The following is a 13,480-nucleotide window of genomic DNA, read 5'->3' as shown; positions in this document are numbered from 1 at the left end:
GAGAATTTGTTTTCATCAATCAGGCTAAGTCGGCTATAATCTGCGCCAAAATTGATTATGTGTTGAAAATCAGTATTATCAACCTGCCAGAAATTAATAATGATGGGGAGTCATATTGTGTTAAAACTTCGAGTTCTTTTAACCGCCTTGGTGGTAACTTTTATCAGCGCCGTTTCTGCCGATCATAAAAGTGATCATTCTGTGAAAGAGCGCACCAAGCCCTCTGGCAGTATTTATCGAGTCGGTGATGATGTGCCTGTCGCCGAAGCGCCAGTTGTACAAGCGGCCGAAGGTGACCGTGATGGTGAAACCATTTATAACCAAAAATGTTCGACTTGTCATGGAATGGGGATTGCTGGTGCACCAAAATTCGGTGATGCAGCCGCTTGGACTGATCGTATTGCCAAAGGTATCGAAGCACTACATGACAGCGGTATTAATGGGTTTACTGGTGATTCAGGGGTGATGCCTGCAAAAGGTGGTTGTACTGATTGTAGCGACGATGAAATCAAAAAAGCAGTTGATTATATGGTTGAACAGCTCAAATAAACGCTTATTAGCCAAATAACGATTAAAAAGCCAGGTTTAACCTGGCTTTTTATCATCTAGCAGTAATTCAAGGTTTCGAACCAGTTGTTCTCTCGCTCGTTGCAGTAACTTTTGACTGTCATCATGCTTTTGCCAGCAGGCGTATCCAAAAACAATTTGAAAGTCGATACTTTCACTAATAAATCCCATCTGTTTTTTTAGCGTGGTGCTAATTTTTTCTTGCAGGGCATCGAGTGCAGGCTCTGGTGTTTCGGGTAATACAAGCAAATAAGAGCCTTGATCGGTATGTCCAATCATATCGGCCCAGCGTAATTGATCGGTCAGTGTATCATTGACGGTCTGAGCAAGCGTTTCATCTGTCACTGAATCGGGTTTAGAATAAAAGATTAAGTGTAATTTCAAAACTGATAATGGGTTGTCATAACGTCGGCTGCGACTGACTTCATAATCAAGGAATTCCACCCAATTGGCACGTTTAGGTAGTCTTTTACCACTGAATCTGGCTGTTGCAAGACTCATTTTATCGGCCGATTGACGTTCGCGGGTAAAATAATGCGCGCGCATACCATTGTTTTGAGATAATGGCGTATGCCAATATTGAAAGCGAACATCACCGTGGGTATTTTCGCTGAATAATTGAACAATTTGCGCATCTTTATCGATGGCATCTAGTGGTAAACTCGCATAAAGGTGGCCGGTTACTTGTTCTTCAAGTAAACCGGTGTCTGTTAGAAACTGCTCGTTACACCAAACAATTCGCTGTTTAGCATCGCAAACTACAATGCTCAGCGGTGATTTTTCCAGCAATTCGTTAAAGTCGATAGACATAAAAAAACTCAAACATTATTTATTCGTGAAAGCCGATTAGCTTCTACAATAGTATAGTCGTTGTAATAAAAAAAGCGTTATATAGTGGCTTCTAAGGAAATCGATCCCAAACAGTTAAAACACCTTCAAAACAACTTTGTTGCTTTGAGCGAAAAACGCCTGCTTAGAATGTTGGATAACTTTAACATGGTCCAAGCTGATTGTATTAAGTTACTGCCACTTTTATTTCACGTCAACCACCCAATGTTGCCCGGTTATGTCGATAAGGCGACGCCATGTGGCATACCTAATTACTCGCCCGATAATTTACAAAAAAAAATTGTTAAAACAATTAGTCGAAGTTTCGAATACAAATCAAGAGCCTATTTAAAATTTGATATTGCTGGTCTATTTCTTATGGGTAGCACCGGAACTTTAGGTCAATCAATTAAAAGTGATTTGGATTTATGGATTTGTCTGGCACAACCTTTAGCGGTAGAAGAAAAACAAAAGCTGGTTAAAAAAACAGCACTGATTAGCGACTGGTTAATGACCAAAGGCGTTGAGCTTAATGGTTATCTGGTGCAACAAAATCAATTTAAGCAACGACAAAAACAACAGCTTGATAAAGAAAGCTGTGGTAATGCGCAGCATTATTTATTGCTGGATGAATTTTATCGAACAGCGGTATGGATTTGTGGTCGACAGCCATTATGGTGGTTGATCCCTGTGGAAGAAAACTATCAACAATATGCCAGTCATTTGTTAGATGAAAAACGAATCGAACCTTCTGACTGGATTGATTTTGGCGAAATTGACAGTATTCCACCAGCAGAATATTTAAGTGCAGCGCTATGGCAATTATATAAAGCAATTGCTTCGCCCTATAAATCATCGTTAAAACTGTTACTACTTGAAGTTTATGCGCGATATTTGCCTCAAGTCGGGTTGATTTCAAACCAGTACAAAAAACGGGTACACGAAGGTGAAAGTGATCTTAATAATCTAGATCCTTACATTTTAATGCTAGGCTACGCTGAATCTTTTTTAGAGGGTGATGCGATGCGGCTGGAATTTTTACGTCGCGCCTTTTATTTGAAAACAGGGATAAAAATTCAACTCAATAAAGGAAATCACCGAAACTGGCGGTATCAACAGATAAAATTGTTGGTTGAACGTTGGGGCTGGAATCAAAATCGTCTGGATTATTTGAATAATCGAGTGAACTGGCAGATCAATGAAGTGCTAAAAGAAAGAGTGGATTTGGTAAGACAGTTAAATCATTCATACCACTTTATTTCGAATTTTGCGCGAGTACAGGGAGTGCTCGATGAGGTTGGGCAAACTGAGCTGATCGCATTGGGGCGAATGCTATATGCGACTTTTGAACGACGAACTGATAAAATTGATTGTGTCAATCATGGTATTGCCAAAAATATTAATGCAGCTTCGGTAACCGTGTATCAAAGTCATAATCAATGGCAGCTACTGATGGGAGCAATCTCGCCTGAGCAATTTTCAGTGAGTCAATCAGTGAACAGCGAGGCATCTTTTTTTGAAATGATAGTTTGGTGCGTGTGCAACCAAATTGTCAATAATAATAGTAACTTTCAAATTTTTAGCAATAACAAGTTTTTTAGCCATGTATTAGCTCGTCATCTGGTGAGAGATATTTCTGGCTTGGTTAACCATGCTCAAAAACAAGAGAAAAATTTTTCGCAAGTAGCAACGACACAAGTATTAGGTGTCTTTTTGAATACTATGTGTGATCCGTTAGAACAAGAAAAGCAGTCGGGCATTTATTCTGTCAGTGAAAACCAAGATAGTTTTAGCTGGGGGAAAAATCAATTAAATTTACTACAACAATTTAATGTTTTTTGGAGTAATAGTTGGGGAGAATATTGCACTAAAAACTATGCAGGAGAATTTGCCTGGATAGAGTTTTTCATAGAGCATCGTCAATTTATCATTAACACTGAAAATCAAATTTTGTTTTTTAACTATCAGTTCTCTGAATTAAGTCAACATAGGTTGCGAGTATTTGATTTGTTTCGCCAATGGAATAAATGGTTGACTGATAGTATCAGAAAAAATAAGACTACCCGATTTTTAATGTCAATTGGTGATGGTTTTTTACGCATAGACTTTGTCGGCAAAGAAATAAAGTTTCATCATTATCAAACGGTGAACTTACTCTTGGTATCGTTAAGTGAATTTGTTGCTGAAACCATACAATATCAAGTTGATCAAAAAATCAATCTACCAGCCAATGTTATTAAAATATTAAATAAACCGGTTTCAAATGGATTGGATATTTACATAATCCAAAAGCAGTCACAAAAAATAGGTGTTTTATTCAAAAGTATTTCTGGCTACATTAGATATTGTGAGCATAATGCGGCAAATGTACATCATTTAGTGAATCACTATCAGCAGTTTTTTGATTCAATCTATTATCGAATTAACGCTAGCTTTACCCTTTCAGATAAAACTTCCGGAATTAATGAGTTGGATAATCGACAGTTTTGGTATGCCGAATCTTCTACTTATCACCATACATCAAGATTCAATAAGTTAAAGCCTTCTAATCAGCAAATTGCCTTAATTTACTCTCCAATTCAAGCGGTCGCTCGACTAAATACTGAAAATAAAGTCTGTTTTAATTTTTATGTCGACCAACAGCAATACCTCTATCAGGATTATGGTGAGCTGGTATATCGAGAACTAGTTAAATATATTTTCAAACAACGTAATAGCAGTGAAAGTTACCCTATTTTTATTACTGATATTGATTTGACGGCAATATCTCATGATGCTTGCGTCATGGATTATTTAGATTATAAGTCGCAAGTTGAAAATAAAATTCTGTCTGCAATGAATCGGCTTGTTGCCGTGCATCCATTTATTGCCAGCCGAGAATAAATTACGAGACAAAAAAATAAAAAATTATTTAATTAGAGATATTCACTTCAATTTTTTCATTCTTAAATTTTTTAAATAATTCGCTTAAATTATCATATGCCTAAACATAACTAGTATATGCTATATCGCAATATCAAATTATCACCATCAATTAAAAATAACTTAATAAAATTAGGAGATTACTGTGGCTAGAGTTCACTTTTTTGAATGGGAAGATCAAAAGTGGTTCCCTCATTTGTTTCGAAACTTTATTACCGATCATTTAGTCTTTCATAGTACGCGTTTATATCAGCCCGTAATACAAAAATTGTTAGATGCGATGCGAATTACTGGCTACCGTTCGATTGTTGATTTATGCTCAGGGGGTGGCGGACCGTTACCTAAACTGATTGCGAATCATAAAGAAAATCTTGATCAACCTATCACAGCAACTTTAACTGACCTTTATCCAAACCTCGATGCATTTGAGCGAAATCATGACTTATCAGATGGTGCAATTAAATATCTAGAAAAATCAACCAGTGCAATGGATTGTCCAGCAGAATTAAATGGATTTCGCACAATTTTTACGGCCCTTCACCATTTTAAACCAGATGATGCAAAACGAATTTTATCTGATGCAATGGAGAAAAATGTACCAATTGCTGCGTTTGAGCATACGGAGCGTAGTGCTGTAAATATTGCTGCCATGCCGTTTGCTGGCTTTTTAGGAGGACTGGTTTTAACGCCCTTTGTTGGTAAAATGACATTCAGTCGCTTTTTATTTACTTATATTATTCCGTTGGCACCATTTTTCTTAATGTGGGATGGTATTGTGTCATGCTTGCGTACCTACACAGTCAAGGAGCTTGAAAAGCTTACCGAAGACCTTAACAAAAATGGATATCGTTGGGAAATTGGAAAAATATCTGCTGTTGGACATATGGGACCGTATAACGTTACCTACGCTATTGGATTTCCGGGAGAAGAGAAATCTTCGACAAATTAGTCAGCGAGATTTTATTGTTTTTTGTCGCTTTTATTTTTAAAAAAAGCGACAAATCTTTTTAATAGACGAACAACTGATTGAAGAGAACCGCTAAAAAAGTAATAGTTTTGTTCGAAATATTAGCTAAAAATGTTTCAAGCCAACTAGCTCAAGCCAACTAGCTCAAGCCACTCATATTGATTTGAAGTACTTCAAAAAATTAAAATGATTATAAAAAATAAAAAGCGAATCGAAAATTAAAGTAAATTAGCGCCATCAAAAGAACGAACATCGATATCTTTTAATTCCTCTATATTTTCTGCCATGCGAAAATTAATACCGACCTTGGCAGGCGTTATTTCTTTAAGCGTTTCATAATGGCAGACACAACCGCATTGACTACATATTTTTACGGTTAGAGCGCCTTCATCTTGAGTGTACTCTAACGGCGGTTGCCGATTAATAGTAACTTCTACCTCTTTAGGCGTATAGTAACCCCACAATGCCGCATAGCGTCGACAGATAGAGCAGTTGCATTCGGTTAGTTGTGTTGGTTTATTACTGACAATCAATTCAATATTACGACAATGGCAAGAAAGTTTCATTTATTTACTCATTACACTTTAGTTGAATTGACTATATCAAAAGGCTACTTTTTTATAAACGCTTTTTGGTTTCAGAAAAAATATCTTAAGTGTTAACCTGAATAGTAAAAAAAATTTATTTTTATCTCAACTGAGGTATTTAAATTGACTGGTCGTTCCATTAATATCTTGTTCGAAGTCGTCAGTAATAAGCATTTAAAGTTTACCGCAAAAAAGGAACTATTAGTGCCTCACAAGGATGTTTTCACTCACTTAGTGAAAGTGCTTAAAAATTTTATCTAAAAAAGCGACATAAAAATATAAGCAAAATACACGTCAAAAAATATAAGTTAGATATAAATTAAATTTCAATCAGATTTTACTAGAGAACAACCTTGTTTAGTTTGCCTTTGGAATCTTTCCTTTACTACACATTTAAATAATAATGTCTTTTCTATTTTATTGAGATTTTTCTTAAAAACACTTGGTAATTTTTCTCATACGGTTAACTTGAACACAATTAATTTACAATGCTCAGTAGCGATTTAATTGTCTCGATCAAAACTTTTATTAAGTTCATCAAAAGTTAAAGCGTTGAGCCACTTTTTTTACTGTCATCTAAATTATTCAATCAGTAAAATTTTTCAGTAAACTATTGATTGACGCCAGGCGATTTTCAACTGGTAACTTTTGTTGAATTTAAGAGCGTGCAATTTGTTGGATGTCGAGTCGACTAACATCAATAAAATTGAAATTGCGATAATGAACATCATTCACAGGGCTAAAGCACAATAGCGATTCATAAATAGATATTTAAATTACAGATCCAGATTACTGACTCAAAATCATGCTTTACAGACTGATATTGAAATAATTTGAGAAAAAATATCAACAGGCGGTAAATGTTGGTATATTTTTCATATATTCATAAAACTCATTGATTTCCTTTATAAAATTGCTGAAAATTAACGATATTTAACGAATATTCAGGTATGTTCATGCGCCTTGTGTCTTTCTTTAAGCCAATTTGCATAGTTTGCTTTTCAATTTTGCTGTTGGCCTGCGGCCAAAAAGGTCCGCTAAAACCTGCACAAATGAGCAGCAATATGAATCAATCAAATATGCATAAAACTTATATAAATCAATTACATTTGAGCCAAATTCCGGCGAATTATTCGCTATCAAAAAATCCAGCAGCAATTGCAATGTATCCTATTTCTATTCGCAAGGAGCAAAACTAATGATGCTCAGTTTTGCTAAGATGCACGGGTTAGGTAATGATTTTATGGTGGTTGATGGTGTTACCCAGCCTATATTTTTGAATGAAAGTCAGATTATTAAACTGGGTGATCGACACCGAGGTGTTGGATTTGATCAACTATTGCTGATAGAACCACCACAGCAACCCGATTTAGATTTTCAGTATCGTATATTTAATGCCGATGGTAGTGAAGTTGAGCAGTGCGGTAATGGGGCGCGTTGTATTGCAAGATTTGTCAGAAATGTTGGCCTGACCTGGAAGCATAAAATTCGGGTGGGTACAATGAAAGGAGTGTTGAATCTACAGATAATGCGTAACGGCCTTGTCAGTGTCGATATGGGTGAGCCTAGGTTAGAGCCTGGCGACATTCCACTAAGATATGCGCAAAAAGAGCTATTTTATCATGTGAATCTGGATGGAATAGACTATCAATTTGGTTCGGTATCGATGGGCAATCCGCATTGCGTATTAACAGTTGATAATGTTGATGAGACAGATGTTGATAAAATTGGCCGCCAGCTAACAGAGCATCATTTGTTTCCTGAAGGTACTAACGTAGGGTTTATGCAAAAAGTTTCTGATAGCGAAATCCGCTTACGTGTTTATGAAAGAGGAGTTGGCGAAACACAAGCCTGTGGTACCGGAGCGTGTGCCAGTGCCGTTATTGGACGATTACAGCATCAAATGGAAAATAAAATCAGAGTATATTTACCGGGCGGGCATTTACATATCGACTGGGGTGGGGTTGGCGAAACACTCAAGATGATGGGACCTGCTGAACTTGTTTACCAGGGGTTTATTGAGTTATGAAGTTTCCTAATCCACAAGCACTCGAAGAAGATAATATCAGTCGTTTAAATCAATTGATGGAAGAGGCTCAGGTGAAAAACTATCTGGCCAATCATCCTGACTTTTTAGTCAAAAATCCACAGTTGCTAACTCATATTGAGTTAAATCATGACTTTGGTGATGATGCGACCTCTTTAGTTGAGCGACAGATCAAGGTATTACGAGAACGCAATCAGACGCTGCAGGGACAGCTCATCGAAATGCTGCATGCTGCACATAATAATGAAAAGCTACTCATTCAAAGTAATCAATTTATGATTGATTTACTGCAAGCTAATAGTCTGGTTGAGTTATGTACCAATATCCGACTGTTTCTAAAACGGGATTTTAATATTGATGATGTGGCGCTTGTACTAGTCGGGACCTTTTCCCAGACAGGACCTGCTAAAGTTGTTGCAGAGCCCGAGCAAATTAAGCAATTGCTGAATTGTCAGTTTCCTGACAGTCAACCGCTATGTGGACGTTTGGAGGCAGAGCCCAAAGCAGAGCTATTCGGTGACTTTGGTAAAGATTTGCAATCTTTTGCACTTATTCCGCTTGGTGAGGGTTGTCGACATGGTCTTCTAGCTTTAGCCAGTACGGATGTGTCTCGATTCGCGCCTGAAATGGGGACTCTCTTTATCGAATTGATCGCTAATTTAATTACTCATCTGATTAAAAATTATCATGGCGAGATATGAAGAAAACCAGCTATGGCAAGAATTTGAGCCGCAACAGGTTAAGCCGGTTATTGAGTTTCTGGATTATCTGGCACAACAGAAAAACTATTCATCGCTGACGATTGAAAATTATCAGCGTCAACTGATAAAGTTGCTGCAATTTACCAAAGAGAATGCGTTGCAAAACTGGGCACAAGTAAAACCCATTCACATTCGCCAGCTTTCAGCAAAACATCACCGGTTAGGTGCTTCAGCAAAAACGATCGCCTTATTATTATCGGCTGGACGACGTTTTTTTGAGTATTTGGTTTTTCAAGAAAGATTGCAATCCAATCCTGCAAAAGGAGTTAAAGCACCAAAAATTCCAAAAAATCTGCCGAAAACAGTAGCAGTTGATCAGTTAAGTGCGCTACTAAGTGGAATTGACACCAGTGAAGAAATTGGCGTGCGTGATTTAGCTATTGCTGAATTATTCTATTCCAGTGGCTTACGTTTGGCAGAACTGGTTCGCCTAAATTTAGATGATTTGGATATCAATCAGGCGACGGCCAGAATTTTGGGTAAAGGAAGAAAAGAACGTATTGTTCCCGTTGGCCGAATCGCACTGCGCACAATCAAGCAGTGGTTAAATATTCGTCATATTTGGCTTTCCGGTCAAGCCGATCAGGCGCTATTTATCACACGACAAAAAAATCGGTTAACTCCACGTAGTATTCAAAAGCGTATGGAGTACTGGGGAAAAGTGGTTGGACTCAATGGACGCTTACATCCCCATAAATTTCGCCACTCTTGTGCAACACATATTTTAGAGTCATCGGGTGATTTACGAGCAGTACAAGAACTGCTGGGCCATGCGAATCTTTCAACAACACAAATATATACCCATCTTGATTTTCAACAACTCGCCAAGGTTTACGATAGCGCACATCCGAGGGCAAAAAAATAATGTACCAATTTAATGCTTCTATAAAATTGTTGAGTTTTGATTTGGATAATGCGCTGTATGACAATCGGGCAACAATTGAAGCGGCAGAGTTGAGCTGTCAAAATTATTTACAAAGCGCTTTTTCTAATCAAGGTGTTCATTTTGAGTATGAAAAATTTTGGGAAATTAGAAAGCAACTAGTTGCTCAAAATAATCCGGCTTTTGACGACTTGACATACTTGAGGTTAACGGTGCTAATTGAGTTTTGTAAGCCGCTCAATGCTGGAGAAACTATTGCAAAGCAAGCTTTGGCGGCTTTTTTACAACAGCGTAGTAAAGTGGATGTTGAACCAACCATTCAAAGTATGTTGTCACTACTGGTTAAGCATTTTACCCTGGTATCTACTTCAAATGGTAATTGTGATATTAACCAGACAATTATTGCTCCCTTTTTTAGTAAAAACTATTTTCCGGTTGGGGGAATGCGGGCAAAACCGCATCCTGCCATGTTGCATCAATGTATGGCAGATTTTTCGATTACAGCTTCCCAATTAGTTCATATTGGTGATTCGATTGAAAAAGATGGTGGTGTCGCTGAAGCAATTGGTGCTCGCTATCTACACTTTGCACCATTTGAAAGCGATAAAGATTTAGCGCAAAGTTGTCATGAATTGTGTTTGCAGTTATCTTCGTTATAAAAATAAATTTAGCTTAGCACTACTTTTTACTTCTCTTTCAATAATAGTAACCAAACATGATTGATGTTTGGTTACAAGTGAGTTGTTAACAGCTATCTTTATATATTACCCAAAATCTTAATTACATAGCACTTATTTAGTAGTCCGTATTCGAGAGCTTGTATTTAAAGGCTTGTATTTAAAAGTACTCAATAATAAATTTTTACCTCTTTATTTTTTCTATTCAATTTCTGCATAGGATATAAAAAATAAGGAAGGTGTATCTTTGTTAACAGCAGATATAATTCACTTTGTTGTCTATAGGGTTATTGAAAAATGCTATTGATAACAATAAAAATTATTCGTTTCTGTTCTGTTAGCACATTAGCACAATAGTTTTTTATGCTAAATCAAAGGTAATAGTGTCATGCGTATTTTCAATACAGTCAGATCTGTTGTTATTTGGGGTTTGATGAGCACGCCGTTAACAGCGGTAGCTAGCGAGACTAATGAAAAAACAGGAAGAGCTCGTGATTTTGGTATCGTAACAGGCCATTTGACGACCGGAAAATTCAATGCCATTACTATATTAAAAGCATACAAGTCTCAATATAACGGAAACTTACCAACAGGAATTTAGGTTATAAGATGAAAAAGATAATAAAGTTTTTGGTGATTGTGAGTATCTTCAATGTGTTGTATGTATCTGCCGTTGTGAAAGAGCAATTGGAGCAATTATTGATTGAAAATATAACTTACAAAGAATCTTTGATTTCATACTTAATTATAGACTTCAATCAGGATGGATATGAGGATGTGCTTCTCTTAAGTCGAAGGGGAAGTTCAATATTTTTAAGCAAAGGGGAGATATTTACAGAAGTTCATGGAGATATTGGTCAATATATTAATTCCAGTAATGTGGTTATAGTAGAAGAAAAAGGTAAACTAGCGTTAAGAATTATTTCTAATGAAGCACCAATGGAATTAGAGTTGCTCTATTTTTTAAGTGAAGATGAAAAGCAAATAAATAGGGAGCTAATAAAAGAAACTTGCAAGGAGCTTGTAGAACAGTGTATTAGTCGTACCCATAAAAACTATAAACTGAAACCGTATTTTTCGTCAGAAGAAGAGTTTCAGAAAAATTTTTACCATGGCTCTCTTAAAGATGTAGTGAGTAATAAAAAATCAAAATTGCTTCATTCGAAAAGTGAGGAAGTAGCGGAAACCTATTTGGCGGTTAACACAGTGAACTCCGCTATTTCTTCAGATATAGTAAGAGTGTTTGACCGGACAACAAATGAATTTGTCGGCTATGTTAATTTGTGGACAAACAAATTTGTAAGCTTAAAATTTCTCCCAATTGATACTGCTAAACATTCAAAAAATGATATTAGACCTAACTTTGAAGTCTATCAAGTTTATGGTGAAGAGCCTGTTGTTAGACTAAAAGAAGTGCCTAAAGAAAAAGTAGGGGCAATTGTTGGTGCGCCTATTGTTGCAGAAGAAAAAAGGATTGAAAATAAAGACGACAGCAATAAAAAACAAGCTATTACCTCAGAGCAACAACAGGCCTCGCCAAAAATGTTCAATCTGAAGTTAAAGATAAATATGAAGAGCCTGAAGAAGAGCGCTGGGTATGGTATTGGTTAATTGGGCTTTTAGTTATTGTAGGCTTATTTGAAATTTATAGAAAAATTAAATAGTTTGAGTTATTAATGGACAATTTTATGAAAGTATTTAGTCAGGTTGTACTATTGGTCTCGGCGTTATTTTTAATTTCTAGCTGTAATCAAGAAAACCAAAATAAACAAGAGCAGTGGCAAGCAGATGAGGTGTTACTACATTTGTCTGAATTGCGTAATTGTAGTGGTCAAGTAACTTTGGCCACAGATTCAGTGAATTAACAAGCTCAAGCAACTAGTCTAGTAATCCCACTTGAGCTTGTCATTTGACTACTGACGGATACCTTCAATATGTAACTCAATAATTACTTCAGTTGATGCTTTGCCGAGTTTTTCTGGAATACCAAAGTCTTTTAAACGCAATACGGTTTCTCCAGCGAACCCTACGCGGTAACCACCCCAGGGATCTTTTCCTTCACCAATTTTTTCGGCATCAATGGTAATACTTTTGGTCACACCATGTAGTGTTAAATCACCAACAACTTCTAGTTGGTTATCGCCTTGATCGGTAATTTTGGTACTGACAAATTTGGCGGTTGAAAATTTGCTGGCGTCAAGAAAGTCACCACTTTTTAAATGCTTGTCTCGCTCAGCATGATTAGAGTCAATACTAGTTGTGTCAATTTCAACCATTATCTTCGAATCATTTGGCTTAGCGGCATCATAGGTGAATTCGCCTGAAAAGTCATTGAATCGACCTGTTAACCAGGAATAACCTAAATGCTTAATTTTAAAGTTAACTGAGGCATGTGCGCCGCTGGTATCGATTTTATAGTTTGCTGCTGACACACCAAAAGATAGTGCTGCGCAAGCAACCATAGAAAGTAATAAGTGTTTCATTTTTTTCTCCCATGTTTATAACATTCGTTTTAAAGTTTGATCTTTATGAATAAAGTGGTGTGTTAAAGCTGCGCCTATGTGTAACACAATAAGGCCCATTAATATATACGCCATCCATTGGTGAACCAGACCAGCTCTGTCCTCCTGATTTTCAACCAGCAACCCTGCCGATGGAATTTCAAATAAATTAAATACGCTGATCCCGCGACCATCTGCTGTTGAAATGAGGTAGCCACTGGTAATAATTAATAAAATGAGGGTGTAAATTAAAATATGAGTTGCCAAAGCCAAACGCTGTTCCCATAAACGGTGACTAGCTAAGGGGGCTGGCTTGCTATTGATTGTGCGCCAAAAAATACGTAACAACATAATAAAGGCTAAAATAATGCCCGTACTTTTATGATAAAAAGGCGCATCTTTGTACCATTGGTCGTAATATCCCAACTCTACCATCCATACTCCAATTGCAAATAATCCAAAAATGAGAATTGCAACCAGCCAATGGAAGATTTTTGAAACTATACCGTATGCTTGACTTGAATCGTTTAACATTGTTAGTACCAAATAATTATCTGTCTAATAAGTTATACTATTTTACGACAAATGATAATCATTATTTTTAGAACAGATAATCGCAATAATTAGAACAATTATATTGGGGGATTAATAAATTCAATTAAGAATAATGTTTAAAAAACGTTGAGTCGATAGATTTGTGCGACGATTATAGCTAACTTGTTAGCGAATTTGGCTATTTG

The 13,480-nt window shown here is 36.6% G+C and carries 14 protein-coding genes; 10 read left to right on the top strand and 4 right to left on the bottom strand.

Annotation, left to right across the window (positions count from 1 at the left end):
* Positions 1–117 precede the first annotated feature (117 nt).
* Positions 118–549, top strand: coding sequence for a c-type cytochrome (locus ABVT42_RS13090; RefSeq protein ID WP_353896267.1), 432 nt, complete (start codon positions 118–120; stop codon positions 547–549).
* A 36-nt stretch (positions 550–585) separates the two neighbouring features.
* On the opposite strand, the gene ABVT42_RS13085 is transcribed toward ABVT42_RS13090, so the two are convergent.
* Entirely contained in the window at positions 586–1,377 is a 792-nt protein-coding gene (locus ABVT42_RS13085) for a sensor domain-containing diguanylate cyclase (protein ID WP_353896266.1), read from the bottom strand.
* Between the two features lie 84 nt (positions 1,378–1,461).
* On the opposite strand from ABVT42_RS13085, the gene ABVT42_RS13080 reads away from it, so the two are divergent.
* Both ABVT42_RS13080 and ABVT42_RS13075 read left to right on the top strand, forming a co-directional pair.
* Entirely contained in the window at positions 1,462–4,278 is a 2,817-nt protein-coding gene (locus ABVT42_RS13080) for a class I adenylate cyclase (RefSeq protein ID WP_353896265.1), read from the top strand.
* 184 nt (positions 4,279–4,462) lie between these two features.
* Entirely contained in the window at positions 4,463–5,266 is an 804-nt protein-coding gene (locus ABVT42_RS13075) for a hypothetical protein (RefSeq protein WP_353896264.1), read from the top strand.
* Positions 5,267–5,502: 236 nt separating this feature from the next.
* On the opposite strand, the gene ABVT42_RS13070 is transcribed toward ABVT42_RS13075, so the two are convergent.
* Positions 5,503–5,850, bottom strand: a complete 348-nt coding sequence (locus tag ABVT42_RS13070) for a GFA family protein (protein WP_353896263.1) — start codon at positions 5,848–5,850, stop codon at positions 5,503–5,505.
* Positions 5,851–7,069: 1,219 nt separating this feature from the next.
* Here ABVT42_RS13070 and dapF point away from each other — a divergent pair.
* The 7 genes from dapF (at position 7,070) to ABVT42_RS13030 (ending at position 12,104) form a co-directional block, all read left to right on the top strand.
* A complete protein-coding gene (gene dapF, locus ABVT42_RS13060) occupies positions 7,070–7,900 on the top strand; it encodes a diaminopimelate epimerase (protein WP_353896261.1) in 831 nt (276 codons plus the stop codon).
* The gene (locus tag ABVT42_RS13055) at positions 7,897–8,619 is read left to right on the top strand and encodes a DUF484 family protein (RefSeq protein WP_353896260.1); all 723 of its coding nucleotides are present in this window, start codon (positions 7,897–7,899) and stop codon (positions 8,617–8,619) included. Before dapF ends, ABVT42_RS13055 begins: the two co-directional genes overlap by 4 nt.
* Complete coding sequence (xerC, locus tag ABVT42_RS13050; protein WP_353896259.1) at positions 8,606–9,544, top strand: tyrosine recombinase XerC; 939 nt, start codon at positions 8,606–8,608, stop codon at positions 9,542–9,544. The genes ABVT42_RS13055 and xerC overlap by 14 nt, the downstream gene beginning before the upstream one ends.
* On the top strand, positions 9,544–10,221 hold the full coding sequence (locus ABVT42_RS13045) for an HAD family hydrolase (RefSeq protein WP_353896258.1): 678 nt from the start codon (positions 9,544–9,546) through the stop codon (positions 10,219–10,221). Before xerC ends, ABVT42_RS13045 begins: the two co-directional genes overlap by 1 nt.
* Before the next feature lie 406 nt (positions 10,222–10,627).
* A complete protein-coding gene (locus ABVT42_RS13040) occupies positions 10,628–10,840 on the top strand; it encodes a hypothetical protein (protein ID WP_353896257.1) in 213 nt (70 codons plus the stop codon).
* Positions 10,841–10,848: 8 nt separating this feature from the next.
* The gene (locus tag ABVT42_RS13035) at positions 10,849–11,850 is read left to right on the top strand and encodes a hypothetical protein (RefSeq protein WP_353896256.1); all 1,002 of its coding nucleotides are present in this window, start codon (positions 10,849–10,851) and stop codon (positions 11,848–11,850) included.
* A 77-nt stretch (positions 11,851–11,927) separates the two neighbouring features.
* The gene (locus tag ABVT42_RS13030) at positions 11,928–12,104 is read left to right on the top strand and encodes a hypothetical protein (RefSeq protein WP_353896255.1); all 177 of its coding nucleotides are present in this window, start codon (positions 11,928–11,930) and stop codon (positions 12,102–12,104) included.
* 48 nt (positions 12,105–12,152) lie between these two features.
* On the opposite strand, the gene ABVT42_RS13025 is transcribed toward ABVT42_RS13030, so the two are convergent.
* Together ABVT42_RS13025 and ABVT42_RS13020 are read right to left on the bottom strand one after the other, a co-directional pair.
* A complete protein-coding gene (locus ABVT42_RS13025) occupies positions 12,153–12,722 on the bottom strand; it encodes a YceI family protein (protein WP_353896254.1) in 570 nt (189 codons plus the stop codon).
* 15 nt (positions 12,723–12,737) lie between these two features.
* Positions 12,738–13,274, bottom strand: coding sequence for a cytochrome b (locus tag ABVT42_RS13020; protein ID WP_353896253.1), 537 nt, complete (start codon positions 13,272–13,274; stop codon positions 12,738–12,740).
* Positions 13,275–13,480: the final 206 nt, after the last annotated feature.

The organism is Aliikangiella maris (genome assembly GCF_040719265.1).
GTDB lineage: Bacteria > Pseudomonadota > Gammaproteobacteria > Enterobacterales > Kangiellaceae > Aliikangiella > Aliikangiella maris.
The sequence above is the reverse complement of the archived record's forward strand: the minus strand, read 5'-3'. Positions and strand labels throughout refer to the sequence as shown.

Bases quoted from the DNA above. Each gene is read 5' to 3' on its own strand.
- ABVT42_RS13020 (WP_353896253.1), bottom strand. From the start codon at position 13,274: ATGTTAAACGATTCAAGTCAAGCATACGGTATAGTTTCAAAAATCTTC.
- ABVT42_RS13055 (WP_353896260.1), top strand. From the start codon at position 7,897: ATGAAGTTTCCTAATCCACAAGCACTCGAAGAAGATAATATCAGTCGT.
- xerC (WP_353896259.1), top strand. From the start codon at position 8,606: ATGGCGAGATATGAAGAAAACCAGCTATGGCAAGAATTTGAGCCGCAA.
- dapF (WP_353896261.1), top strand. From the start codon at position 7,070: ATGATGCTCAGTTTTGCTAAGATGCACGGGTTAGGTAATGATTTTATG.
- ABVT42_RS13045 (WP_353896258.1), top strand. From the start codon at position 9,544: ATGTACCAATTTAATGCTTCTATAAAATTGTTGAGTTTTGATTTGGAT.
- ABVT42_RS13070 (WP_353896263.1), bottom strand. From the start codon at position 5,850: ATGAAACTTTCTTGCCATTGTCGTAATATTGAATTGATTGTCAGTAAT.
- ABVT42_RS13035 (WP_353896256.1), top strand. From the start codon at position 10,849: ATGAAAAAGATAATAAAGTTTTTGGTGATTGTGAGTATCTTCAATGTG.
- ABVT42_RS13030 (WP_353896255.1), top strand. From the start codon at position 11,928: ATGAAAGTATTTAGTCAGGTTGTACTATTGGTCTCGGCGTTATTTTTA.
- ABVT42_RS13040 (WP_353896257.1), top strand. From the start codon at position 10,628: ATGCGTATTTTCAATACAGTCAGATCTGTTGTTATTTGGGGTTTGATG.
- ABVT42_RS13025 (WP_353896254.1), bottom strand. From the start codon at position 12,722: ATGAAACACTTATTACTTTCTATGGTTGCTTGCGCAGCACTATCTTTT.
- ABVT42_RS13085 (WP_353896266.1), bottom strand. From the start codon at position 1,377: ATGTCTATCGACTTTAACGAATTGCTGGAAAAATCACCGCTGAGCATT.